We start from the raw sequence: 24,774 nt of genomic DNA on the forward strand, positions 1-24,774 counted from the left end.
ATGAGCAAGAAAGTGGCGCTGGTACTGGGCTCGGGGGGCGCGCGCGGCTACGCCCATATCGGCGTGATCGAGGAGCTGCAGGCGCGCGGCTACGAGATCGGCTGCATCGCCGGCTGCTCGATGGGCGCGGTGGTCGGCGGCATCTTCGCTGCCGGCAAGCTGCGCGAGTACCGCGAGTGGACCGAGAGCCTGGACTACCTGGACGTGCTGCGCCTGATCGATGTCAGCTTCCGCCTCGGCGCCATCCGCGGCGAGCGGGTGTTCGGGCGCATCCACGACATAGTCGGCGAGATCAATATCGAGGAGCTGGCGATCCCCTTCACCGCGGTCGCCACCGACCTCACCAACCAGCAGGAAATCTGGTTCCAGGAAGGCTGCCTGCACCAGGCGATGCGCGCCTCGGCGGCGATTCCCAGCCTGTTCACCCCGGTGATCCAGGGCAAGCGCATGCTGGTCGACGGCGGCCTGCTCAACCCGTTGCCGATCGTGCCGGTGGTGTCCAGCCACTGCGACCTGATCATCGCGGTCAACCTCAACGCCACCAACCAGAGCCACTACCAGCTGCCGGTGATCGAGCGGCCGGCCGCGCTCAAGGGGCGCATCGACCAGTTGATGACCACGCTCGGCTCGCGCCTGCCGAGCTTCCGCCGCAAGAGCGAGGACGACGTCCTGCTGCTGGCCGCCGAGCAGCAACAGGCCGACGCCATCGGCCCGGCCGCGGCGCCGAACCGCAACGCCGCCGGCGCCGTGCCGAAATCCGCCAGCGGCTCGCGGGTCGCCGAGTTCAGCGGCCCGGCCTCGCTGCTGGAGCTGGTCAACCAGAGCTTCGAGGTGATGCAGACCTCGCTGGCGCAATACAAGATCGCCGGCTACCCGCCGGACATCCTGATCAACGTGCCCAAGCGCGTGTGCCGTTTCTTCGAGTTCTACAAGGCGCCGGAGCTGATCATGCTCGGCCGCCAGATCGCCCGCGACACCCTCGAGCGCTACGAGCGCGAGCGTTGATCACTCGCTGTGCAGCGCCTCGACCGGCTGCAGGCGCGCCGCCCGCCGCGCCGGGGCGATGCCGGAGAGCACCCCGACCAACGCCGCCAGCAGCAGCGCCAGCAGCAGAACCCCCGGCTGCACGGCAAGCGGCAGCCCCGGTAGCGCCAGCTGCAGCGCGCCGAGCAGCGCGCCCATCAGCAGCAGCCCGGCCAGCCCGCCGAGCAGCGACAGCAGCAACGCCTCACCGAGAAACAGCGCCAGCACCTGCCGCGAGGTGGCGCCGACCGCGCGCAACAGGCCGATTTCCGCCGCGCGCTCGGCCACCGCGGTGGTCATGATGGTGAGGATGCCCACCGCCCCCACCAGCAGCGAGATACCGCCCAGCGCCGCCACCGCGACGCTGAACATGGCGAGGATGCGGTCCAGACTGCGCAACATGTCGTCCTGGGTGGTCAGGTTGAAATCCTCCTCACCGTGGCGCTCGATCAGCAGCCGGCGCACCCGCTCGCTCATCTGCGGCGCGGCGATACCGGCGTTGAACACCAGGTTGATCTTGGCCAGGCCGTCGCGGTTGAACAGGCTTTCGGCCCAGTCCACCGGCACGTAGGCGATGTCGTCGATATCGAAGCCGAGCAACTGCCCCTGGCGCGCCATCACCCCGATCACCCGAAAGCGCGTGCCGCCGACCCGCACCGTCTGCCCCAGCGGGTTGGCCGCGCCGAACAGTTCCTGGCGCAGGGTGTGGCCGAGCACCACGTAGGGCGGCGAGCGGCCGTCGCGCGGCTCGGGAAGAAACTGGCCGAGGGCCAGCGGCAGGCGCCAGGCCGTGGCCATCTGGTGGCCGCAGCCGAGCACCCCGGTGTAACGGGTCAGGCCGGCGAACTGGATGTCGCCGTTGCCCTGGATGATCGGCACCGCCGCCTCGACGTGGGCCAGGCGGCGCAACGCATCGGCGTCGGCGATGGTCAGCGGGCGCACGTTGCTGAGCACGCCGCCGAGGCCGCCGGTGCGGGTCATGCCCGGACGGATGGTCAGGTTGCGCGTGCCGAACTGGGCGAAGTTGTCCTGCACGTAGCCACGCAGGCCGTCGCCGATGGCGGTGAGCAGGGCCATGGCGGCGATGCCGATGGCCACCCCGAGCAGGGTCAGCAGGCTGCGCAGGGGCCGGCTGAGCAGCGCCGAGCCGCTCAGGCGCAGAGCGTCGCGCAGTTGCATCAACCGCCCCCCGCCGCGCCGTGCAACGCCTGCACCGGCGCCATGGCCGCGGCGCGATTGGCCGGCAGCCAGGCGAACAGCGCAGCGCAGGCCAGCGCCAGGCCGAGGCTGACCAGCCGCGCCCACCAGGGCGCATGCAGCGGTAGCGCGGTGGCCAGGCGCGCGCCCCACAGCAGCAGCTCGGCCAGCAGCAGGCCAGCCAGCGCACCGACCAGGGCCAGCAGCAGCGCCTCGCCGAGAAACACCAGGCGCACCTGTCCGGCGCTGGCGCCGAGGGCTTTGAGCAGGCCGATCTCGGCGGTGCGCTGGTTGACCGAAATCCAGGTCACGTTCATCACCAGGATGCCGGCCACCAGCAGGCTGATCGCGGCGATGCCGCCGAGCGCCTGGGTCAGGCGCACGAGAATCTGCTCGAAGGTGCCGCGCAGGGCGTCCTGGCCAACCAGGGTGAAATCCTCCTTGCCCTGGTGACGCCGGCTCAGGCTGGTGCGAATCTCCCGTTGCGCGCTGTCCAGGTAACTGGCGCCGCGCAACTCGACGAAGATGCGCAGCAGGCCCTCGCGGTCGAACAGCGCCTGGGCGTTGGCCAGGGGTATCAACAGGCTGTCGGAGAAATCCATGCCCAGCGACTCGCCACGCTCGACCAGCACGCCGATCACCCGCAGCCGCCGGTCGCCGGCGCGCAGCCACTGGCCCAGCGCCGGCCCGTCGCCGAACAGCTCGCGGCGCAGCCGCGCGCCGAGCACGCCGACCGCCTCGCCCTGGCCCGCGGCCAGTGCCGGCAGCGCCTGGCCCTGGGCCAGCTGCAGGCCGCGCATGGCGAAGAAGTGGTGGTCGGTACCGACGATCAGCGTCTCGCGGTGGCGACTGCCGGCGCGCACCTCGGCGCGCCCCGACTGCTGTGGCGCCACCCGGCGCACCTGCGGCAGGCGGGCGATGGCCAGGGCATCGCCGAGGGTCAGCTCGCGTGGCGCCAGGCCGGTGACCGGCGGCATGCCGCCGGTGGTCTGGTTGCGCCCCGGCACCACGATCAGCAGGTGGCGGCCGAGCTGGTCGAACTCGCCGATGACGAAGCGCCGGGCGCCCTCGCCCAGGCCGCTGAGCAGCACCACGGCGAACACGCCGATGGCGATCGCCAGCAGCAGCATGGCGCTGCGCGAACGGTGCCCGCGCAGCCCGCCAAGCCACAGGGCGCAGAGGTCGGCGGCGCGCATCAGGCCACCCGCAGTTGCGGTGGCCGCGCCTGGCCGTCGTGCAGCCACAGCTGGCGCCGTGCGCGCGCCGCATGCTGCAGGTCGTGGGTCACCACCACCAGGGTCTGGCCTTCGGCATTGAGCGCTTCGAGCAGGGCGAACACCTCGCTGCCGGCCTGGCTGTCGAGGTTGCCGGTGGGCTCGTCGGCCAGCAGCAGTGCCGGGCGCATGACCATGGCGCGGGCGATGGCCACCCGCTGACGCTGACCGCCGGACAGCTCGGCCGGGCGATGGCACAGGCGCTGACCGAGGCCGAGGCGTTCGGCCAGCTCGCGGCTGCGACGGCGCCGCTCGGCGGGGTCGATACCGGCCAGGAGCATCGGCAGCTCGATGTTTTCCAGCACGTTCAGGCGCGGGATCAGGTGGTAGGCCTGGAACACGAAACCGATATGGCGGCTGCGCAGCTCGGCGCGGCGACGCTCGTCGAGCGCCACGGTGGCCTCATTGTTGAGCCAGTATTCGCCGGCATCCGGCACGTCGAGCAGGCCGAGAATATTGAGCAGGGTCGACTTGCCTGAGCCGGACGGGCCGACCACCGCCAGGTAGTCGCCGGCGGCGATCTGCAGATCCAGCGCCGCCAGGCCGACGACCCGCTGCTCGCCGCTGGCGAAGCCGCGCGTCACCCCCTGCAGGCGGATCATCACTGCGCTTCCGCGCTGCGCGAGACCACCGCGATGCCGTCCTTGAGTCCCTCGCGGTCAAGGCTGGCGAGAATCCGCTCGCCCTCGTGCAGGCCGTCGAGCACCTCGGTCCAGCGCCAGTTGGCCAGCCCCGTGTTCAGCTCGACCTCGCGCAACACGCCGGTGGCCGGGTCGTAGCGCAGCACCCGGCGCCCCTCCAGCAGGGTCTCGGTGGGGATGCGCAGGCTGCCGGCGCTCTGCTCCAGAAGGATTTCCACGTCGGCGCTGTAGCCGGCCAGCAGGGTCACGTCCACCGGCAACTGGGCGAAGCGCACCTCGACGTCGACGGTGCGCGCCTGCTTCTCCAGCTCGCGCACGAAGGGCGCGATGCGGCTGACCTGGCCATGGAAATGGCGGCCGCGAAAGGCGTCCAGGCTGATCCGCACCGGCATGCCGATACGCACCCGGCCGGCGTCCACCTCGTCGATCGGCGCATCGACGTAGAGGCAGCTGTCGTCGATCAGGTCCACCGCCGGCGGGGTCGGAATGCCCGGCGGCGACGGGGTGACGAATTCGCCCAGCTCGCCGTTGATCTGCGCCACCACCCCGGCGAAGGGCGCGCGCAGCACGGTCTGGTCGAGCAGCGAGCGCTGCAGCGTCAGGTTGGCCTCGGCCTCGCGGATCTGCACCTGCTGCGCGGTGCAGGCCAGTTGCGCCAGGCGCGCCTTGGTCTCGGCCTGGTCGAGGCGCTCGAGCGAGGTCAGCTTGCGTTCACCCAGGTGCTGCAGGCGGCGGTGATCGCGCTGGTACAGCTCGGCCTTGCGGCACAGCTGCTCGCGCTCGCTGCGCCGTACCTCGAGACGCGCGCCGGCCTCCTCGACCCGCGCCTGGCGGTCGTCCTGGCGCAGGCGCATGAGCACCTGGCCGAGCTCGACGTGCTGGCCTTCGTCGACCAGTAGCTCGCTGACCTGGCCGCCGACGTTGAATGACAGCCGCGAGCGGCGACAGGATTTCAGGGTACCGGCGCGGGTATTGGCGACCAGGGTTTCCACCGGGCCACGCTCCACCGCGATCAGTTGCACGGGCATCGGTTGAGGCCGCTGCCACCACCATACAGCCGCCAATAAACCGGCGAAAACAATGAGGGAAATCGACAGGCCGCGCATAAGTGCCTCTTTCTTGACACCCCAGCTTCAGCCTAGGTCAGCCTCCCCCTGTCAACAACGCGGTACGCCCGCCATTGGTCTCTTGATAGAAGTTCTTAGTTTCAACGGTTGATACGTCTCATGCCTGTTTATCCGGCGGCAGTTGGTCGAGGGCGGCCTGGTTGTCCGGCGCCTTCTCCGCCACCCAGTCGCTGAGCAGGCTGTAAGCCACCGCCAGCAGGGTCGGGCCAAGGAACAGGCCCATAAAGCCGAAGGCGAGGATGCCGCCGAACACCCCGAGCAGCACCACCACCAGCGGCAGGTTGCCGCCGCGACTGATCAGATAGGGCTTGAGGATATTGTCCACGCCGCTGATGACGAACATGCCCCAGACGCCGAGGAACAGGGCGAAGCCGTACTCGCCCTGCCACACCAGCCAGGCGGTGGCGGGTATCCACACCAGCGGCGGGCCCATCGGCACCAGGCTGAGGACGAAGGTGAGAATGCCCAGCACCAGCGCTCCCGGCACCCCGGCGATCCAGAAGCCGATCAGCGCCAGCAGGCCCTGGGCCGCGGCGGTGCCGATCACGCCGTTGACCACCCGCTGCACGGTGCCGGCCACCAGCTCCAGGTAGTGGTCGGCACGCTCGCCGATCAGCCGTTCCAGCAGGCTGTGCACGAACACCGCCAGGCGCGGGCCGTCGCGGTAGAAGAAGAACACCAGCACCAGGCTCAGGCCCAGCTCCAGCATGCCGCCGCCGAGCTGGGCGCTGCGCGCCAGCAGCCAGTTGCCGACCTGGCCGAGGTAGGGCCGCAGGGTAGAGAAGAAGGCCGCGCCCTGCTGGTCGATGGTCAACCACAGAGTGGCCAGGCGCTCGCCCACCAGCGGCAGGCCGACCAGCCAGCTTGGCGGCGGCGGCAGGCCCTCGACCTGCAGGTCCTTGATCAACGCGTTGGCGTCCTTGATGTGATCGGCCAGGTTGAAACCCAGCCAGATCAGCGGCACCGCCACCAGGATCACCCAGCCGCAGGTGAGAATGCCCGCGGCCAGCGACAGCCGCCCCTGCAGCGCCTGGGTCAGCAGACGCATCAGCGGCCAGCTGGCGAAGGCCAGCACCGCGGCCCAGAACAGCGCCGACCAGAACGGCGCCAATACCCAGAGGCTGGCGGCCAGCAGGCCGAGCAGCAGAATCTGCACCAGCAGACGATCGTTAGTGGCCATGACCCGAAACTCCCTTCGTTGCAACGACAGAGCGCCCCTGGAGGGCGCTCTGGATGTGCCTGGTTGTGCCGCGCAGCTTAGCGCAATAGACGCACCGCCAGGGCTTCGCCGGCACCCTCGCCGAGTTCCAGACGCGCCTCGCGCACGCGCTGGGCGATCAGTGCCTCGCGCCAGGCCTGCGCCTGGCTGCCGGAGAGGCTGACGCGCAGCGTGCTGTCGAGGTTGAGGCTGCGCGCCAGCACCTCGGCCCAGGCGCTATCCGCCCGGGCTGCATCCGGCAATTGCAGCAGGCCGTCGCTACGCAGCTGGCGCAGCAGGGTCGCCGGGGTCGGCAGCAGCTCGCCCAGCGGCGCCTCGGCATCCAGCTGCTCGGCGTGCAGGTAGGCGCGGCGGTTGCCGCGGGTGATGCTGTACAGCGCCAGCAGGCTGTCGTGGTTGGGCTCGGCCAGGCGCAGCAGCGCATAGGCCTGCTGGTCGTCGGAACCGTACAGGGTGGCGTTGCCGAACACCGAATTGGCCCACAGGCTGCTGGCGCCGCATTCGCGCCCCTGGCACCAGTAGAGCAGCTCGGCGCCCTGCTCCAGCAGGGACTCGCGCGCGCTGGTAAATACCTGGTCGGCGCTGTGGGTGCGCGGCAGCTCGTAGGTCACCGCGGCGTGCCGGCCCTGCGCCAGGATCTCCCGCTCGTAGCGCAGGCGCCCGCTGATGCGGCGGATCGAGCCCTGCGGGTAGATGCGTTCCAGGCTCGGGCTTTCCTTGTAGGCGACGATCGTGCTCGCCGGAAAACGCGGCAGGCTGTCGAGGTCGCGGCTGCCGGGCAGATCGGCAACCAGCACGCCGCCGCTGCCCAGCAGCGCGACCACTAGGGCGAAACCTTTCATACGCGCCCTCATTGGATCAGCATCGCTTGCGCGGCTTTTACCAGGCGCGCCTCGTCGACCTCGCGCTGCGGCACCTGCAGGCCGCGCTGCACCGCCGGGCGCGCCGCGATGGCGTCCAGCCAGCGCTGCAGATGCGTCAGCCCGTCGAGCGAGACGCCGGCCCAGTCGTGCACGCGCACCCAGGGGAAGGTGGCGATATCGGCGATGCTGTAGTCGCCGGCCAGGTATTCGACCTCGCCCAGGCGCGCGTCGAGCACCTCGTAGAGGCGGCGGGTCTCGTGTTGGTAGCGGTCGATGGCGCCCTGCAGCTTTTGCGGGAAATAGCGGAAGAACACATTGGCCTGGCCCTGCATCGGGCCGACCCCGCCCATCTGGAACATCAGCCACTGCAGCACCCGCGAGCGGCCCTTGGCATCGCTGGGCAGCAGTTGGCCGGTCTTTTCGGCGAGGTAGATGAGGATGGCGCCGGACTCGAACACGGCGAAGTCGTCATTGTCGCGATCGACGATGGCCGGAATGCGGCCGTTGGGGTTGATACGCAGAAAGGCCGCGGCCTTCTGCTCCTTGCGCTCGAAACTGAGGGCGTGCACCTGATAAGGCAGGCCGAGTTCCTCCAGGGCGATGGATGCCTTGTGCCCATTGGGGGTGGCGGCGGTATACAGGTCGATCATGCGATCCTCCATGGCAGACCGCCACACCTTTCCCCATGAGCCGTCGGCAAGTCAAGGCAAGCGCAAAAATGGATTGAAACAATCCGCGACACGTTGCGCGCCGGCCTCGTCGTCCAGGTGCAGGTGGTGGCCGCCCGGCAGGCGGCGCACCTCGAACGCCAGCCCCTGCAGCAGCTGCTGCACCGCCGGCTGCGCCTGCATCATGCCCTGCTCGGCCAGCACCAGGCTGACCGGGCATTGCAGGGCGCGGACGAAGGCCTGGGCATGGGCCCAGCTCAGGCGCAAGGGCGAAGCCAGGGTCAGGCGGGCGTCGGTGCGCCAGGTGTAGCCGCCGGGCACCGGCATCAGGCCGCGCTGGGCGAGCAGTTCGGCGGCCTCGCGGCTGACCGCGCCGACGCCCTTCATGCGCGCCTCGACGGCTCGCGCCACCTCGGCGTACACCGGCTTGCGCTTGCCATCCAGGGCGAGCTTGGCGCGCAGCGCCTCGCCGAGTTTCGCCGGTGCGGTGTCGGCCTCGCCGGTATAGGGCACCAGGCCGTCGATCAGGGCCAGGCGGGCGATGCGCTCGGGCATGGCAGCGGCCAGCAGCACCGCGGTGATCGCGCCCATGGAGTGACCGAGGATGGAAAAGCGCTGCCAACCGAACTGCTCGGCCACCTGCAGCACGTCGTAGGCGTAATCCCACAGGGCGTAGCCGGCGCCCGCCGGGCGGTGTTCGGAATGGCCGTGGCCGGCGAAATCCAGGGCGACGATGCGCAGTCCGTCCAGCTTCGGCGCCAGGCGGGCGAAGCTGGCGGCGTTGTCCAGCCAGCCGTGCAGGGCCAGCACCGGCAGGCCGTCCTCGGGGCCATAGAGATGGGCGGCCAACTCGATATGCGGCAGGCTCAGGCGGACTTCTTCGAAACAGGCGCTCATGCGGACTCCTCAAGCGGGCCGGCCCAACGGGCGAACAGCTGGCGCAGCAGCTCGGCGGTGGCCTGCGGGCGCTCCAGCGGGAACATATGGCCGCCCGGCAGGCTCAAGTATTCGCCGCGCGGCATGCGCCGCAGCAGGCGGGCGTGATGCGGCAGCACCACCCTGCTGTGGCGGCCGCGGACCATGGCCAGCGGCACCGCCAGTTGCTGCGGGCGCCCCGGTGCGGTGTGCGGTACGCTGCGGTAGATGCTGATCTCGGTGGCCGGATCGAACTTCAGGCGCAGGCCCTGCCCCGCCGGCTGCAGGCCATGGCGCACGTAGGCGTCCAGGCATTCGGGATCGAAGCGGCGGAACAGGCTCTTGGCGGCGAAGTAGTCGCGCGCCTCGGCCGGGTCGGCGAAGGCCTCGCGCCGGCCCAGGGTGCGCCCGGCCGGGGTGATGCGGTCGATGAAGCCGAAGCGCTTGGCGGCGCGGATCACCATGCGGTCGGCCAGGGTCAGCAGCGGCGAGTCGAGCATCACCACGCCGCGGTACAGCTCCGGCCTGAGCAACGCGGCGTGATAATGCAGCACGCCGCCGAGGGAATGGCCGACGCCCCAGACCGGCTCGTCGCCGCCTTCCAGGTGATGGATCAGCTCGGCAACCAGGTTGGCCCAGTTGTCGTCCACCGGAAAGCGCGGATCGTGGCCGTGCTGCTGCAGGTGGCGCACCCGGTAGTCCGGCGCCAGGGCGGTGAACAGCTTGGCGTAGGTGGCCGAGGGAAAACCGTTGGCGTGGGCGAAGAAGATCGGCTGCGGCATGCGCGGCGCTCGCAAAATGAAGACCGGGCGATTTTCCGGCAGCCCCGTCGCCGCGGCAATGACCGTAACCGCCATTGATGGCGGCGCTATGGCCAGAACTATCGGCGGCGCCCGCTCATGCCTTGGGCGGTTGCTCGCCCAAGGGCACTATGGCCATGGTCAGGCGTGAGATGCAGCTGGGCTTGCCGTCGTCGCCACTCAGGCGGATGTCCCAGACGTGGGTGGTGCGCCCCAGATGCACCGGCCGCGCCACGGCATGCACGCGCCCTGTGCGCAGGCCGCGCAGATGATTGGCGTTGACCTCCAGGCCGACGCAGTAGAAGCGACTGCTGTCGATGCACAGGTAGCTGGCGGTGGAGCCGAGGGTCTCGGCCAGCACCACCGAGGCACCGCCATGCAGCAGGCCGTAGGGTTGATGGGTACGCGCATCGACCGCCATGCTGGCGCTGAGCGAATCGTCGTCGAAGGACTCGAAGCGGATGCCCAGCAACTCGCCGATGGTGTTTTTCTGCAAGGCGTTGAGCGCATCGAGATCGGGGGCTTGTCGCCACAGGCTCATGGGGCATTCCTTATGCTGTCGGGAAACCGGGCCGACGCCGCCGGCCCGCTCGCATTCACTCGTGCCAGAGCACTGCTTCGCTGCGCTGCTGCCACTCGGCGAAGCGCGCGCCGTAGGCACCTTCGACCACGTTGCGCTTGATCTTCAGGGTCGGCGTGAGGAAGCCGTTCTCCACCGCCCAGACCTCCTTGACCAGCACCAACCCCTGCAGCCGCTCATGCTGGTCGAGACGCCGGTTGACCTCCTCGAGCAGCGCCTTGAGGCTGCTTTCCAGCGCGCCGCGGCTGTCGTTGGCGGCCTCCTGGCGGCCCGCCTCGGACAGTACGCAGAGCGCCAGGGGTTGTGGCAGGCCGTCGCCGACCACGCAGACCTGCTCGATGCGCGAATGCTCGCCGAGACGGTTCTCGATGGGCGCCGGCGCCACGTACTTGCCCTTGCTGGTCTTGAAGATCTCCTTGATCCGCCCGGTCAGGCGCAGGTTGCCCTCGGCGTCCTGCTCGCCCTTGTCGCCAGTGCGCAGGAAACCGTCTCCGGTGAGGGTCTCGGCGGTCTTGGCCGGGTCCTTGTAGTAGCCCTGCATGGTGGCGCCGCTGCGCACCTGCACCTCGCCGTCCTCGGCGATACGCACCTCCACGCCGGGGCTGTTCTGGCCGATCCAGCCCTGCTTGAACTTGCCCGGCCGGCACACGTGGGAGTAGCCGCAGTTCTCGGTCATGCCGTAGACCTCCTGGATCTCCAGGCCCAGGCGGCGATACCAGCCCAGCAGCGCCTCGGGCACCGGCGCGGCGCCGGACAGCGCGTAGCGCACGGCGTCCAGGCCGAGCCCGGCGAGCACTTTCCTGCCCACCAGGCGGCCGATCAGCGGCAGTTTCAGCAGGCGGTCGAGCTTGTGCGCCGGCATCTTGGCGTACACGCCCATCTGGAACTTGGTCCAGATGCGCGGCACGCCGAACATCACCGTCGGCCGTGCGCGCTTGAGGTCGTCGAGGAAGGTGTCCAGGCTCTCGGCGAAGAAGATCGTCTGCCCGGCGTAGATCGATGCCAGCTCGACGAACATGCGCTCGGCCACGTGACACAGCGGCAGGTAGGACAGCAGGCGGTCGTCCTCGCCTACGCCGAACAGCTCGATGGCATTGCTGGCGGCGAAGCCGAAATTGCCGAACTGGTGCATCACCCCCTTGGGCGTGCCGGTGGTGCCGGAGGTGTAGATGATGGTGGCCAGCTGGTTGGCCGCGGGCTTGGGATCGTCCTGGATCGGTGCGCAGCGCTGCAGGTCGTCCCAGCTGTAGTCGAACTCGCCCGGCGGGTGCAGCGGCAGGCTGACGGTCGGCAGCCCGGCGGGCAGCCCCGGCGCCATGGCCGGCCAGTCATCGAGCTTGCCGATCAGGGCCAGCGCCGCTTCGGAATGCTCCAGCACCTGGCGCATCGACTCGGCGGTGAGGTTGGGGTACAGCGGCACCGAGACGTGCCCGGCCATCCAGATCGCCAGGTCGGCGACTATCCAGTGCGCGCAGTTCTTCGACACGATGGCGATGCGGCTGCCCGGTGCCAGTTCGCGGCTGCGCAACCAGTGGGCGGCGCGCCGCGCCTGTTCGCCCACCTCGGCCCAGCTCAGCTCCAGCAGCTGGCCACCGCCGAGAGGCTGGACCATGTAGCGTTTGTTCGGGTGCTTTGCTTCACGCTCGTAGAACAGCTCGAGCGGCAGACGGATCGCATCGGCCACAGGGCTTCCTCCTTGTTGTTTTTATGGGGGTCAACCAAGCACTTGCTTGGTCGACTATTCCACGCAGACAAGGACGGCGCAAGTTAAGAAATGTTTCCCCGGTCGCCCGGCTAGCCGGCTACAACCGCGTGTCGCGAGATCAATGCGGATGGATCAGCGCCAGCAGCTCCATCAGCCCGGCCGCCGGTAGATCGCCGTCGAGTTCGGCCAGGCTGGCGGTGCGCATCGGCAGCGGCTCCTGGCGATTGCCATGCACCAGCAGGCCGCCGAGGGCGCCGATCAGCGGCTGGTGGCTGACCAGCAGCATTTCCGCGCCTTCGCGCTCGTCGAGGTACTTGAGCACCTCGCGCGGGTCGCTGTCCGGTGTCAGCCAGGGCACGGTGCCCACCGCGCCGGCGAAACCCAGCGCGCCGCGCACCAGTTCCGCGGTCTGCTGGGCGCGCACGTAGGGGCTGGCGAGAATCGCCGTGAGCGGCCGTCCGGCCAGTTGCGCGGCGGCCTGCAGCACCTCCTTGCGGCCGTGGGCGGTCAGCTCGCGCACGGCATCGCTGGCGGCCTGCGGCTCGGCCTGACCGTGACGCAACAGCCACAGCCTCACAGCTTCGGCTCCTCGTCGCGCACCGGGTGCGGCGCCGGCGGGATGCTATGGGCGGTCTCGCCTTGCGGCGCGCGCGGGGTCGGCCAGTCGGCGAACGGCCAGGGCTTCTCATCGCTGTTGAAGGTGCCGAAACGGCCGATCTGCATCAGGTACTGGCTGAGGCTGTCGCCGAAGCCCAGCAGGCTGGCGTTCGGCGCACCGTAGAACAGGCGGTAGCCGAGTTGCAGCAGCACCACGGCGCCGAGCAGCAGCTCGGCCAGTTGCCAGACGATGACGAAGATCACCATCCACAGAATGCGCAACAGGATCGACTCGCGTTCCAGCTCCTGCTTCTCATCGTTCATCACTTGCTCCTTAGAAACCCGCGGTGGGAATGAAATCGACGTCGGTCTTGGGTTCGCCGCGCATCAGCAACTCGATCACCTGCGCCAGCGTGCGCCCCTCGAACAGGATGGCGTGCAGCCCGGCGACCAGCGGCATGTACACCTCCAGCTCCTCGGCGCGCGCCTTGAGCACCTTGAGAGTATTGACCCCTTCGGCGACTTCGCCCAGGCGCTGCACCGCCTCGTCCAGGCTGAGGCCTTCGCCGAGGGCGAAACCGACCTGATAGTTGCGGCTTTTCGGTGACGAACAGGTGACGATCAGGTCGCCCACCCCGGCCAGGCCGAGGAAGGTCATGGGGTTGGCCCCCAGCTTGACGGCGAAGCGGGTCATCTCGGCCAGGGCACGGGTGATCAGCATGCTCTTGGTGTTCTCGCCCATGCCGAGGGCCGCGGCCATGCCGGACATGATGGCGTAGACGTTCTTCAGCGCACCGCCCAGCTCGACGCCGAAGCGGTCGGCGCTGGCGTAGACGCGAAAGGTGCGACCGTGCAGGGCCTGTTGAACGCGCAGGCAGAGTTCTTCGTCCTCGCTGGCGATCACCGTGGCGGTCAACGCGTGCTCGGCCACTTCCTTGGCCAGGTTCGGCCCGGACAGCACGCCGATGCGCGCATCGGGGGCGATTTCCTCGAGAATCTGGCTCATCAGCTTGAAGGTCTTGGCCTCGATGCCCTTGGTGGTGCTGATCAGCAGCTTGCCGGCGAGCAATCCGGCCACCGGCTGCAGCGCCTCGCGCAGGGCGCTGGAGGGCAGCGCGACCAGCACCAGCTCGGCCTGCTGCAGGGCGCCGGTCAGGTCGCTGGTCGGTTCGATGCCCGGGTGCAGCTTGACGCCCTTGAGGTAGCGCGGATTCTCGCCGCTGCGGCGCATCTGCTCGGCCTGCTCGGGGTCGCGCATCCACTGCAGGACGCGCTGGCCGTTCTCCGCCAGCAGATTGGCCAGGGCGGTGCCGAAGCTGCCGCCGCCGAGTACGGCAATGGGTTGAAGCTCTGTCATAACACTTCCGAATGGGGCCATGCGCGATGGCGGTCTGCAGGCATTATACGGAGCCGCGAGTGACCGGCCAGGGCAAAAGTTCGCCGCGCCGCATCGGTCCCGGCGGGCAAACGCGAAATGGCGCAGAGTGCGCGCGCCTGGCGCTGGCAAAGCGCGCCGGGTCGGTTAACATGCCGACTCGACGTAATTTGCCAAGGACGACCCGTGCCCACAGGCAGCCCCTTGCCCCGCCCTGCCCGCTACAGCCACCGGCAGCGCCGCACTCCGACAGGGACAGTACGACCATGAGCCAGCGCCGCGGCTGGAACATCCACACGCGCACCCAGCTGATCAGCGTCGGCCCGGCCCTGCTGCTGACCCTGCTGCTGACCGGCTTTCTCACCTTCACCCGCCTGCAGGACCTGCGCCAGGAGCAGGGCCACACCGGCCAGCTGATCGCCAACCAGCTGGCGCCGGCCAGCGAGTACGGCGTGCTCAACGGCAACCTGGGCACCCTGGAAAACCTGCTGCGCGCCACCCTGAGCACGCCGGACGTGCGCTTCGCCGAGGTGCGCGACCGCGACGACAACATCCTGGTCTACGTCGAGCGCCCCAAGGAGCAGGGCCACAGCACGCCACAGGTGGAGGTGTTCCAGGCGCCGATCCGCCTGCAGCGCCAGCCAGCCGGCGCGCAAAGCGCGGTGCCGCACGGCAAGGCGCTCGCCGACGGCTACCTGGGACGGGTGGTGGTGGGCATGTCCAACGACACCTTCAACGCCCGCCAGCAGGAAATCCTGTTCAAGGCCGGGGTGCTGTCGCTGCTGGCCCTGCTGCTGACCTTCCTCCTCGCCCGCCGCCTGGCCCGCCGCCTGGCGCAGCCGCTGAGCGCCATGGGCCAGGCCCTGGAACGCATCCAGGCCGGCGACTACCGCCCGGCGCTGGCCGAGCGCGGCAACGACGAGCTGACCGACCTGGCGCGGCACATCAACGACCTCGCCAGCGCCCTGGATCGCAGCGGCCGCGAGCAGCAGCAGGCAATCGCCGAACTGATCCAGGCGCGCGAGGAATCCGAGCAGGCCAACCGCGCCAAGTCCGACTTCCTGGCGATGATGAGCCACGAGCTGCGCACGCCGATGAACGGCGTGCTGGGCATGCTGCAGCTGCTGGAGACCACCAGTCTCAACGACGAGCAGGCCGAGTACGCGGCACTGGCCACCGAATCCACCGAGCACCTGCTCAAGGTGATCAACGACATCCTCGACTTCTCCCGCATCGAGCGCGGCGCGCTGGAGCTCGAGGCCATCCCCTTCAACCTGCCGGAGCTGCTGCAGGGCTCGATCCAGGTGTTCCAGCACAGTGCCCAGCAGCGCGGCCTGCAGCTGCAACTGGACAGCCAGCCGGGGCTGGAGCAGCTGGAGATGCGTGGCGACCCCACGCGCGTCCGGCAGATCCTGGTCAATCTGATCGGCAATGCGCTGAAGTTCACCGAAGATGGCGGCATCCGCGTGGAAACCCGCTGGCAACCGCTGGACGAGCAGGTGCTGTGGTTCACCTGCGCGGTGCACGACAGCGGCATCGGCATCGACGCCGAGCGCCTCGAGCACATGTTCGACGCCTTCCAGCAGGCCGATACCTCGATCTCCCGCCGCTACGGCGGCACCGGCCTCGGCCTGCCCATCGCGCGCACCCTGGCCGAACGCATGGGCGGCACCATGCGCGCCGAGAGCGAGGTCGGCGCCGGTTCGGTGTTCACCCTGGAGATTCCCCTGCCGTTCCGCCAGCGCAGCGAACAGGAACAGGCCAGCGAGAGCCTCAAGCCGGGCGGCGGCGACGGCCAGTCGGTGCTGCTGGTGGAGGACAACCCGGTCAACCAGACGGTGATCGAAGCCATGCTGCGCAGCCTGGGTTACCGGGTCAGCCTGGTCGGCGACGGCCAGCAGGCGCTGCACAGCTTCGCCCAGCACGATTACGCAGCGATCCTGATGGATTGCCGGCTGCCGCTGATGGACGGCTACGAAGCCACCCGGCAGATCCGCCAGCAGGCCGGAGGCCAGCAGATACCGATCATCGCCCTGACCGCCAACGCCCTGCAGGGCGACCGCGAGGCCTGCCTGGCCGCGGGGATGAACGACTACCTGGCCAAGCCCTTCAAGCGCGCGGATCTGCAGCACATCCTGCAGCGCTGGCTGCCACCCCGACCATAGGCGAGTGGCAGCGGCGCGGTGGCGGGGTTACAAGGAGAAATGCCGGCGGCTGTGACAAGGCCGCGGCAGCGGAGTACAACTGTACTCACCGCGCTGTGACTTTCACCACAACGCAACAGTCTATGACTAGGCTGCCGGCATACGCCTACCAGGCGTGGCCGGCCAGGACGATTCGCCCAGCCTTAGAAGCGTGGGGACAATTGAGGAGCTCGCATGACAAGACAAAACGCCTACACCCGGGAAGACCTGCTCGCCTGCAGCCGCGGCGAACTGTTCGGTCCGGGGAACGCGCAACTGCCCGCCCCGAACATGCTGATGATCGACCGCATCGTTCACATCAGCGAGACCGGCGGCAAGCACGGCAAGGGCGAAATCGTCGCTGAGCTCGACATCAATCCGGACCTGTGGTTCTTCGGCTGCCACTTCGAGGGCGACCCGGTCATGCCCGGCTGCCTCGGTCTCGACGCCATGTGGCAGCTGGTCGGCTTCTACCTCGGCTGGCAGGGCAACCCCGGCCGCGGCCGCGCTCTGGGTTCGGGCGAAGTGAAGTTCTTCGGCCAGGTGCTGCCGACGGCGAAGAAGGTCACCTACAACATCCATATCAAGCGCACCATCAGCCGCTCGCTGATCCTCGGCATCGCCGACGGTAGCGTCAGCGTCGACGGACGCGAGATCTACAGCGCCGAAGGCCTGCGCGTCGGCCTGTTCACCTCCACCGACAGTTTCTGAAGGACTTGCACATGCGTCGTGTAGTGATCACCGGTCTGGGCATCGTTTCCTGCCTGGGCACTGACAAAGAAGCCGTAGCCGCCAGCCTGCGTGCCGGCAAGTCGGGCATCCGTTTCAACCCGTCCTATGCCGAGATGGGCCTGCGCAGCCAGGTCTCCGGTTCGGTCGACCTGAACCTGGAAGAGCTGATCGACCGCAAGGTCTACCGTTTCATGGGCGACGCCGCCGCCTTCGCCTACCTGTCCATGGAGCAGGCGATCAAGGACGCCGGCCTCAGCGAGGAACAGGTCTCCAACCCGCGCACCGGTCTGATCGCCGGTTCCGGCGGCGCCTCCACCTTCAATCAGATGGAAGCCCTCGACATCCTGCGCGAGAAAGGCGTCAAGCGCGTCGGCCCGTACCGCGTGCCACGCACCATGGGCAGCACCGTCTCCGCCTGCCTGGCCACGCCGTTCAAGATCAAGGGCGTGAACTACTCGATCTCCTCGGCCTGCGCCACCAGCGCTCACTGCATCGGCCACGCCATGGAACAGATCCAGATGGGCAAGCAGGACGTGGTGTTCGCCGGCGGCGGCGAAGAAGAACACTGGAGCCAGAGCTTCCTGTTCGACGCCATGGGCGCCCTCTCCACCCAGTACAACGAAACCCCGGACAAGGCCTCGCGCGCCTACGACGCCAAGCGTGACGGTTTCGTCATCGCCGGCGGCGGCGGCATGGTGGTGGTCGAGGAGCTGGAACACGCCCTGGCCCGCGGCGCGAAGATCTACGCCGAAATCGTCGGCTACGGCGCCACCAGCGACGGCTACGACATGGTCGCACCGAGCGGCGAAGGTGCGGTGCGCTGCATGCAGCAGGCCCTGGCCACCGTCGACACGCCGATCGACTACCTCAACACCCACGGCACCTCCACCCCGGTCGGCGACGTCGCCGAGAGCCGCGCGGTGCGCGAGGTGTTCGGCGACAAGGCGCCGGCCATCAGCTCGACCAAGAGCCTGTCCGGCCACAGCCTGGGCGCCGCCGGCGTGCAGGAAGCGATCTACTGCATGCTGATGATGGAAGGTAACTTCATCGCTGCCTCGGCCAACATCGAGGAAGTCGATCCGGAACTGGCCGACCTGCCGATCCAGCTCAAGACCGTGGAGAACGCCAAGCTCGACACCGTGATGAGCAACAGCTTCGGCTTCGGCGGCACCAACGCCACCCTGGTGCTCAAGCGCTGGGCCGGCAAGTGACAGCTGCCCGGCAGTAAAGACAACGGCGCCTGCGGGCGCCGTTTTCGTTGCTGCATCAGAAAGCCTTGCGATCAGCCTGACTCGCCGGCAGCCCCCCTGTCGGCCTCAGACCTTGAAGCGCGCCACCAGGCTGTTCAGGTCCACCGCCAGGCGCGACAGCTCCTGGCTGGCGGCGCTGGTCTGGTTGGCACCGGCCGAGCTCTGCAGCGACAGGTCGCGGATGTTGACCAGGTTGCGGTCCACCTCGCGCGCCACCTGCGCCTGCTCTTCCGAGGCGCTGGCGATCACCAGATTGCGCTCGTTGATCGAGGCAATCGCCTGGGCGATCTGCTCCAGCGCCGTGCCGGCGGCCTGCGCCACCTCCAGGGTGGAACGGGCGCGGCCGTTGCTGCTGTGCATCGCTCCCACAGCCTGGTCGGTGCCGCTCTGGATGCCGCCGATCATCTGCTCGATCTCCTGGGTCGACTGCTGGGTGCGATGGGCCAGCGCCCGCACCTCGTCGGCGACCACGGCGAAACCGCGCCCGGCGTCGCCGGCCCGCGCGGCCTCAATGGCGGCGTTGAGCGCCAGCAGGTTGGTCTGCTCGGCGATGGAGCGGATCACGTCGAGCACCTTGCTGATCTCGCGCACCCGCTCGGCCAGCTGCTCGACCTGCCCGGAGGTGCTGTTCACGTCCTCGGCCAGCTGACTGATCGAGCTGACGGTCTGGCGCACCTGCTCGCGGCCCTGCTGGGCGACCTGGTTGGACTCGCGCGAGGCCTCCGAAGTGCTCACCGCGTTGCGCGCCACCTCCTCCACCGCGGCGGTCATCTGGTTGACCGCAGTGGCCGCCTGTTCGATCTCGGTGTTCTGCTGGTGCAGGCCGCGGCTCGAGTCCTCGGTCACCGCGTGCAGCTCCTCGGACGCCGAGGCCAGCTGGTTGGAGGAGTCGGCGATGCTCTGGATGGTGCTGCGCAGGCTCTGCTGCATGCTTTTCAGCGCCGCCAGCAGGCGCGCCGGCTCGTCGTTGCCGAGCACCTGGATCGACTGGGTCAGGTCGCCCGAAGCCACCACCTCGGCCACCCGCACCGCCTCGGCCAGCGGCGCGACGATGCTGCGGGTCAGCAGCAGCGCCAGCGCCACGGTGGCCAGGGCCGCCAGCAGCAGCATGCCGATGACCCAGGCGCGCGCCGACTCGAACACCGCGCCGGCGCGCTGCGCCGCGGCCGAAGCGGCGCTGCGGTTGAGTTCCGAGAGTTCGCGCAGGCCGCGGGCCATGGCGTCGGCGTGCTGGTTGAGCACGCCGCCGGCGACTGCGATCGCGGCATCGAAATCGCCGCGGCGCACCGCCTCGACTATCCGCCCCTGCTCCTGCAGGTAGGCCGTCTCGGCCCGCTTGAAGTCGTCGTAGAGACGACGCTCCTCGCTGGTGGTGATGCGCTGCTCGTAAGCCGTTTGCGCCTTGGCGAGCATGGCGCGCAGCTCCTCGGCCAGGCGCAGGTTGCTCTGCACCTGCTCCGGTTCGCGGTTGAGCATCAGGCGCAGGGTGATGGCGCGCAGGCGCAGCGCGTCCTGACTCACCTCGGCCAGCGCCAGCACGCTGGGCAGCCAGTTTTCGTCGACCTCGGTGGACTGCTTGCGCATCTCCGCCATCTGCAGCAGAGAGAAGGCGCCGAGCAGCAGCACCAGCAGTGCCACCAGTCCAAAACCCAGGGCCGCCCGCGGGGCGATGGCAAGATTACGCAGCGACATTGATGGTGCTCCTGTTGTCGGCAACCCGCTGCCATTCCTGACTGCAGGCCTGAAAAGATTCAGCTAACTACTTTCACCTGTATCGGCTCGTGCCTTGGACGCTTGATGGGGCGCACGAAAATTTTCTGCACACATGCCGAAGGCGCCCCGTGGGGCGCCTTCGGTTGGCGAGCGGATGCTTCAGACCGCCTCCTCCAGCTCCTCTACCTTGCGCTTGCCGCGCAGGCGCGGCAGCAGCATCGGCACCCGTTGACGATAGCTGCGGTACTGCGGATACGCCCGCAGCAGGTCGCGCTCCTCGAAGACGATGGCCAGCAGGATGTAGGCGCTGGTGGCCAGGGCGAACAGCAGGTGGGTGGCGCTCATCTGCGGCGTGCACCAGAAGGCGAAGAACCAGCCCAGGTACAGCGGATGGCGCACCAGCTTGTAGGCCCCCGGGGTCTGGAACGGCAGCGCGGTGTAGGGCCGGCCGAGCAGTTGCAGCCACACCTGGCGCAGGCCGAACAGGTCGAAATGGTTGATCAGGAAGGTGCTGTACAGCACCAGCGCCCAACCGAAGCCGAAGCCGGCGTTGAGCAGCAAGCGCCCACTGCGGTTGTCGATCTCCCAGATCATCCCGCCCAGCGGCTGCCAGAAGTAGAACAGGGCGATCAGCGCCAGGCTGGAAAACAGCACGTAGGTGCTGCGCTCCGCTTCGATCGGGATGATTCGCGTCCACAGGGCCTTGAAGGCCGGGCGCGCCATCACACTGTGCTGCACGGCGAACAGGGTCAGCAGCAACAGGTCGATCGCCAGGGCGTCGGCCAGGGGCAACAGCGGTGCGCCGTCGATGGTGCGCGGCGCCGCCGGCAGGTTGCCGACGAAGGCCATGGCGTAGAGAAAGGTGGCCAGGAACAGGGCGTAGCAGGCAAGGCCGTAGATAAAGATGGCAAGGCGTTTCATGAGGAGTCCTCGATGCGCGGGCGCGCACCTGATGTTCGTCTAGGCAATCAGCTCAGGTCCATGTAGCGGCGCGTCAGTCCGGGGTTCTGCGCCAGGTAGATGCACAGCATGCGGTCGCCGGCGGCGGACGCCTTGCGGCGGCGCGCGGCGCCGTGCTGGCGCGGCGCCGTCTCGCCGGCGGCCTGGCTCGGGCTCATGCGCCCAGGGGTGAAGAATGGGAGTTTCATGGGATGTTGCCTCGTGGTGGTTGGGGGCTGCAGGCTGTTGCCGAGCCCTGAGGCCAGCTTGCCGCGCCCCTGTATCGCCACGATGGCGCCGTGCTGCGCCTTTGTATGCCTTGAGTATCAGCGGGTATCAGCCGCCAGCTGGGCGCTCAGCCAGGCGTACAGGCGGCCCTGGTCCAGCGGCTTGTGCAGCAGCGCGCGCACGCCCTGGGCCAGCACTTCGGCCTCCTCGAGACGCTCGCTGAAGCCGGTGTAGAGGGCGATCGGCAGATCGGCGCGGGCGGCCAGCAGGCGCCGCGCCAGTTGCAGACCGGTCAGGCGCGGCATGCACTGGTCGATGATCGCCAGGTCCCAGGCGTAGGGATCGGCCAGCAGCTCCGCGCTGGCCTGCTCGGCGTCGCACCACAGGCGCGTGTGCAGCCCCCAGCCGGCCAGGCGCTCGCAGACGAACTCGCCGACCAGGCGCTCGTCGTCGATCACCGCCACCCGCCCACACAGCGCCGGCCAGGCATGCGCGGCGGCCACCTGCGCCGTCACCGCGCGCGCCGGCGCACCGGCCTCTGCCTGCGGCGGCAGACAGATCTCGAAGCTGCTGCCCTGGCCCGGGCGGCTGTGCACGCGGATATGCCCGCCGTACTCGTGAACGATGCCGTGGGCCATCGACAGGCCCATGCCGCTGCCCTGCCCCGGCGCCTTGGTGCTGAAGAACGGCTCGAACATGTGCAGCTGCACCGCCTCGGCGATACCCGGCCCGGAGTCGCTGACCCGCAGCACCAGGTAGTCGCCGGCAAACGCCTGCTGACAGGAGGCACAGATGCCGTGCGGCTGCAGGCCGCGCTGCAGTTCGATGCGCAGGCGGCCGCTGCCGGCCATGGCGTCGCGGGCGTTGATGCACAGGTTCATCAGCACCTGCTCCAGCTGCAGCGGATCGACCCGCGCCAGCGGCAGCGCCTGGGCCAGTTGCAGGTCGATCTCGATGCTGCTCGGCAGGGTCGACTGCAACAGCTGGCGGAACTCGCCGATCAGCTGGTCGAGCGCCACCGCCTGCGCCTGGCCGCGCCCGCCGCGGCTGAAGGTGAGCATCTGCTGGATCAGGTCGCGGGCCTTCTCCGCCGAATGCTGCACCCGCGTCAGGTAGTGGCTCAGGCGCTCGTCGCCCTGACGCTCGGCCAGCTCCTCGGCCATCACCGTGTAGCCGAGCATGCTGGTCAGCAGGTTGTTGAAGTCGTGGGCGATGCCGCCGGTCAAATGGCCGATGGCCTCCATGCGCTGGGCCTGGCGCAGCTGCTGCTCCAGATCGGCGCGCTGCTGCTCGGCCTGGCGGCGCTCGGTGATGTCGCGCAGAAAGCCGATGAACTGGCTGCCCTGGGCGCCCTGCACCACCGTGATGGCCAGTTCGGCGGGAAACTCCTGACCGTCGGCGCGCATCGCCTGGACCTCGACCCGGCGCCCCAGGAAGGCGCCCTCGCCGGTCGCCAGATAGCGGCGGAAGCCCTGGTTGTGGGCAGCGCGATGCGGCAGCGGGATGATCAGCTCGGCCAGCTCGCGGCCCAGCGCCTGCTCGCGGCGATAGCCGAAACACTGCTCGGCGGCCGGGTTGAAGGTGGTCACGCGGCCCTCGGCGTCCATGCCGATGATGCAGTCCAGGGCGCTGGCGACTATGGTGCGGTACTGCTGCTCGCTGGCGCGCAGCGCGCATTCGGCCTCCTTGCGCTGGCTGATCTCGCGGGTGAAGGCGAGGATACGCTCGACACCGCCGATATTGGCCCGCTTCAGGCACACCTCGTCCCAGTGCAGGCTGCCGTCGCGGTTGCGCCGGTGCCACTCGAAGCGCTGCGGGCCCTCATCGCGGGCCCGCGCCAGCCAGCCCAGGGCCTCGACCCCGGTGTAGGGTGGATAGCCGGCGCAGAAGGCGTCGAGCGGCAGGCTGAGCATCTGCGCGTGGCTGTAGCCATACAGGGCGCAGGCGCGCGGGTTGATGTCGAGCAGCGCGCCGCTGTCCAGTTCGTGGACGAAGATGGCGTCCTCCGAGGCCTCGAAGATCGCCCGGTAGCTGGCCTCGGCGTCCAGCCGCTGCAGCTCGGCGGCGGCGCGCACCGAGAAGATCCGCAGCACCGACTCGACCCGGCTGCGCTCGGGCAGCGCGTGGCGATGGCCGACGGCGATCAGCCCCAGCGGCCGGCCGTCGCTGGCGAACAGCGGGTAGCCGGCGTAGCTGTCGAGGCCCAGGTGGCTCAGGCTGTCGTCCCCCGGGTAGCAGTGCGCCAGGTTGCACTCGACCAGGTGGAAGGCCTGACCAAAGACCTCCTCGCAGGGCGTGCCGGCGATGCTGTAGGTCAGGTTGGGCAGCAGCTGGCCGTCGAAGTACAGCGCCAGGGTGCTCAGGCGCCGGGCATCGGGGTCGCAGACGCGGCTGACGAAGGCGAAATCGGCCTGCAGCGAGCGCGCCAGGTAGCGGGCGATGGCCTCGAACACCGCCTCGCCGGTGGCCGCCGAGACGCCGAGGGCGACGTGGCGCAGGGCCTCCTCGACCCGCTTGCGCTCGCTGATGTCGGTGGAGATGCCGCACACCGCGATGACCCGGTGGCGCTCGTCGAACAGCGGGAACTTGCTCGACAGGTAGACCCAGCTGCGTTCGCGCAGCAGCAGCTGCTCCTCGAACTCGATGGAATGGCCGAGGCTGGCCACGCTGAGGTCGTTGCTGCGCAGGGCGTCGGCCACCTGCACCGGGAACAGCTCGTGGTCGCTGCGCCCGAGCACCTGCGCGGCGCTGAGCTGGAAGAAGCGCTCGAAGGCCGGATTGACCAGGCGGTAGCGGCCGTCGAGATCCTTGATGTAGATGACCGCACTGCTGTTGTCGACGATCTGCCGCAGCGGGTGGTCGAGATCGCTGGTCACCAGGGCCGGGAGCGGGTGCATGGCGGACCTCCGCACAGGGGCTATGGCGCCAGTATAGGAAGGCGCGCGACGTCCCTGGCCGCCGGCAGGCACAGTGAAACAATTGAAACATTGCGCAGCAGCCTTAGCCGCGAACAGCCACTAGGGCAGCGTCGGTTCAGCGGGTCACCAGCATATAGCCGACACCGCGCAGGGTGCGGATGATCTGCGGCTTCTCCGGGTCGTCCTCGAGCTTGCGCCGCAGGCGGGCAATGCGAATGTCGATGGAGCGGTCGAAGGGGTTCCAGTCGCGGTTCTGCGTCAGGTTGAGCAACTGGTCGCGCGACAGCGGCCGGTTGGGGCGCTGGGCGAAGGCCTGCAGCAGGTCGAACTCCATGGCGGTCAGCTCGATCTCGCCACCCTGCTCGTCGAGCAGCTGGCGGCGCTGCAGGTCGAGGCGGAAGCGGCCGAGGCACACGCCGCCGTCCGAGGTTGGCGCCTCCTCGCCGGCGTGTCGGTAGCGGCGCAGCACGCTCTTGACCCGCGCCAGCAGCTCGCGCGGGTCGAAGGGCTTGGCCAGGTAGTCGTCGGCGCCCACTTCCAGGCCGATGATGCGGTCGACCGGGCTGCCGGCGCCGGAAATCATGATCACCGGCAGGTCGTGGCGTTCGCGCAGAAAGCGCGCCAGGCTCAGGCCGTCCTCGCCGGGCAGGCCGACGTCGAGCAGGACCAGGTCCGGCAGGCCGTCCTGCAGCGCCTGGCGCAGCGCCGCGCTGTCGGCGCAGCCGTGCACCGCATAGCCGTGACCGCCGAGGTAGTCCTGCAGCAGCTGCCGCACCTCGCCGTCGTCGTCCACCACCAGTACCCGCTGCCCGTCCGCCATCGCCCTG

Annotated in this window: 23 protein-coding genes; 4 read left to right on the forward strand and 19 right to left on the reverse strand. The window is 69.1% G+C overall.

Annotation, left to right across the window (positions count from 1 at the left end; translation table 11 throughout):
* Nucleotides 1–1,005, forward strand: coding sequence for a patatin-like phospholipase family protein (locus ACIGFL_RS11090; protein WP_122107768.1), 1,005 nt, complete (start codon nucleotides 1–3; stop codon nucleotides 1,003–1,005).
* Here ACIGFL_RS11090 and ACIGFL_RS11095 read toward each other — a convergent pair whose 3' ends face one another.
* The 14 genes from ACIGFL_RS11095 to ACIGFL_RS11160 form a co-directional block, all read right to left on the reverse strand.
* The gene (locus ACIGFL_RS11095; protein ID WP_397497212.1) at nucleotides 1,006–2,202 is read right to left on the reverse strand and encodes an ABC transporter permease; all 1,197 of its coding nucleotides are present in this window, start codon (nucleotides 2,200–2,202) and stop codon (nucleotides 1,006–1,008) included.
* The gene (locus tag ACIGFL_RS11100) at nucleotides 2,202–3,416 is read right to left on the reverse strand and encodes an ABC transporter permease (protein WP_397497213.1); all 1,215 of its coding nucleotides are present in this window, start codon (nucleotides 3,414–3,416) and stop codon (nucleotides 2,202–2,204) included. Before ACIGFL_RS11100 ends, ACIGFL_RS11095 begins: the two co-directional genes overlap by 1 nt.
* Nucleotides 3,416–4,096, reverse strand: a complete 681-nt coding sequence (locus ACIGFL_RS11105) for an ABC transporter ATP-binding protein (protein ID WP_397497214.1) — start codon at nucleotides 4,094–4,096, stop codon at nucleotides 3,416–3,418. Before ACIGFL_RS11105 ends, ACIGFL_RS11100 begins: the two co-directional genes overlap by 1 nt.
* Nucleotides 4,096–5,241, reverse strand: a complete 1,146-nt coding sequence (locus tag ACIGFL_RS11110) for an efflux RND transporter periplasmic adaptor subunit (protein WP_397497215.1) — start codon at nucleotides 5,239–5,241, stop codon at nucleotides 4,096–4,098. Before ACIGFL_RS11110 ends, ACIGFL_RS11105 begins: the two co-directional genes overlap by 1 nt.
* A 118-nt stretch (nucleotides 5,242–5,359) precedes the next feature.
* Entirely contained in the window at nucleotides 5,360–6,442 is a 1,083-nt protein-coding gene (locus ACIGFL_RS11115; RefSeq protein ID WP_397497216.1) for an AI-2E family transporter, read from the reverse strand.
* A gap of 77 nt (nucleotides 6,443–6,519) precedes the next feature.
* Nucleotides 6,520–7,323: a DUF4892 domain-containing protein gene (locus ACIGFL_RS11120; protein ID WP_397497217.1), complete on the reverse strand. Its 804-nt coding sequence runs from the start codon at nucleotides 7,321–7,323 to the stop codon at nucleotides 6,520–6,522.
* Nucleotides 7,324–7,331: 8 nt separating this feature from the next.
* Entirely contained in the window at nucleotides 7,332–7,994 is a 663-nt protein-coding gene (locus tag ACIGFL_RS11125) for a glutathione S-transferase family protein (protein WP_397497218.1), read from the reverse strand.
* Between the two features lie 51 nt (nucleotides 7,995–8,045).
* The gene (locus ACIGFL_RS11130; RefSeq protein ID WP_397497219.1) at nucleotides 8,046–8,909 is read right to left on the reverse strand and encodes an alpha/beta fold hydrolase; all 864 of its coding nucleotides are present in this window, start codon (nucleotides 8,907–8,909) and stop codon (nucleotides 8,046–8,048) included.
* Nucleotides 8,906–9,709, reverse strand: coding sequence for an alpha/beta fold hydrolase (locus ACIGFL_RS11135; protein WP_397497220.1), 804 nt, complete (start codon nucleotides 9,707–9,709; stop codon nucleotides 8,906–8,908). Before ACIGFL_RS11135 ends, ACIGFL_RS11130 begins: the two co-directional genes overlap by 4 nt.
* A gap of 115 nt (nucleotides 9,710–9,824) precedes the next feature.
* A complete protein-coding gene (locus tag ACIGFL_RS11140) occupies nucleotides 9,825–10,268 on the reverse strand; it encodes a hotdog fold thioesterase (protein WP_397497221.1) in 444 nt (147 codons plus the stop codon).
* 55 nt (nucleotides 10,269–10,323) lie between these two features.
* Entirely contained in the window at nucleotides 10,324–11,991 is a 1,668-nt protein-coding gene (locus tag ACIGFL_RS11145) for an AMP-binding protein (RefSeq protein ID WP_397497222.1), read from the reverse strand.
* A gap of 139 nt (nucleotides 11,992–12,130) precedes the next feature.
* Nucleotides 12,131–12,589 carry a phosphohistidine phosphatase SixA gene (gene sixA, locus ACIGFL_RS11150; protein ID WP_122107761.1) on the reverse strand — a complete coding sequence of 153 codons (459 nt, stop codon included), beginning with the start codon at nucleotides 12,587–12,589 and terminating at the stop codon, nucleotides 12,131–12,133.
* Nucleotides 12,586–12,933: a DUF4389 domain-containing protein gene (locus ACIGFL_RS11155; protein WP_397497223.1), complete on the reverse strand. Its 348-nt coding sequence runs from the start codon at nucleotides 12,931–12,933 to the stop codon at nucleotides 12,586–12,588. The genes sixA and ACIGFL_RS11155 overlap by 4 nt, the downstream gene beginning before the upstream one ends.
* Nucleotides 12,934–12,943: 10 nt before the next feature.
* Nucleotides 12,944–13,966 (reverse strand): NAD(P)H-dependent glycerol-3-phosphate dehydrogenase, encoded by a 1,023-nt coding sequence (locus tag ACIGFL_RS11160; RefSeq protein ID WP_397497224.1) that lies wholly within the window; start codon nucleotides 13,964–13,966, stop codon nucleotides 12,944–12,946.
* A 284-nt stretch (nucleotides 13,967–14,250) separates the two neighbouring features.
* Here ACIGFL_RS11160 and ACIGFL_RS11165 point away from each other — a divergent pair, with 284 nt between their 5' ends.
* The 3 genes from ACIGFL_RS11165 (at nucleotide 14,251) to fabB (ending at nucleotide 18,110) form a co-directional block, all read left to right on the forward strand.
* The gene (locus ACIGFL_RS11165; protein WP_397497225.1) at nucleotides 14,251–16,149 is read left to right on the forward strand and encodes a response regulator; all 1,899 of its coding nucleotides are present in this window, start codon (nucleotides 14,251–14,253) and stop codon (nucleotides 16,147–16,149) included.
* 213 nt (nucleotides 16,150–16,362) lie between these two features.
* On the forward strand, nucleotides 16,363–16,878 hold the full coding sequence (fabA, locus tag ACIGFL_RS11170; RefSeq protein ID WP_021443686.1) for a 3-hydroxyacyl-[acyl-carrier-protein] dehydratase FabA: 516 nt from the start codon (nucleotides 16,363–16,365) through the stop codon (nucleotides 16,876–16,878).
* Nucleotides 16,879–16,889: 11 nt separating this feature from the next.
* A complete protein-coding gene (gene fabB / locus ACIGFL_RS11175; protein WP_021443687.1) occupies nucleotides 16,890–18,110 on the forward strand; it encodes a beta-ketoacyl-ACP synthase I in 1,221 nt (406 codons plus the stop codon).
* Nucleotides 18,111–18,215: 105 nt separating this feature from the next.
* Here the strand turns inward: fabB and ACIGFL_RS11180 are convergent, their stop codons facing one another.
* From ACIGFL_RS11180 to ACIGFL_RS11200, 5 genes are all read right to left on the reverse strand, one after another.
* Nucleotides 18,216–19,841 (reverse strand): methyl-accepting chemotaxis protein, encoded by a 1,626-nt coding sequence (locus tag ACIGFL_RS11180; protein ID WP_397497226.1) that lies wholly within the window; start codon nucleotides 19,839–19,841, stop codon nucleotides 18,216–18,218.
* 180 nt (nucleotides 19,842–20,021) lie between these two features.
* Nucleotides 20,022–20,783, reverse strand: coding sequence for a methanethiol S-methyltransferase (mddA, locus tag ACIGFL_RS11185; protein ID WP_397497227.1), 762 nt, complete (start codon nucleotides 20,781–20,783; stop codon nucleotides 20,022–20,024).
* 47 nt (nucleotides 20,784–20,830) lie between these two features.
* Nucleotides 20,831–21,010 carry a hypothetical protein gene (locus tag ACIGFL_RS11190; RefSeq protein ID WP_147459029.1) on the reverse strand — a complete coding sequence of 60 codons (180 nt, stop codon included), beginning with the start codon at nucleotides 21,008–21,010 and terminating at the stop codon, nucleotides 20,831–20,833.
* A 117-nt stretch (nucleotides 21,011–21,127) separates the two neighbouring features.
* Entirely contained in the window at nucleotides 21,128–23,926 is a 2,799-nt protein-coding gene (locus ACIGFL_RS11195; protein ID WP_122107755.1) for a PAS domain S-box protein, read from the reverse strand.
* A 136-nt stretch (nucleotides 23,927–24,062) separates the two neighbouring features.
* Nucleotides 24,063–24,767, reverse strand: coding sequence for a response regulator (locus tag ACIGFL_RS11200; RefSeq protein ID WP_021444021.1), 705 nt, complete (start codon nucleotides 24,765–24,767; stop codon nucleotides 24,063–24,065).
* Nucleotides 24,768–24,774 lie beyond the last annotated feature (7 nt).

The organism is Pseudomonas sp. NPDC077649, assembly GCF_044542855.1.
In the GTDB taxonomy this organism is placed as follows: Bacteria; Pseudomonadota; Gammaproteobacteria; order Pseudomonadales; family Pseudomonadaceae; genus Aquipseudomonas.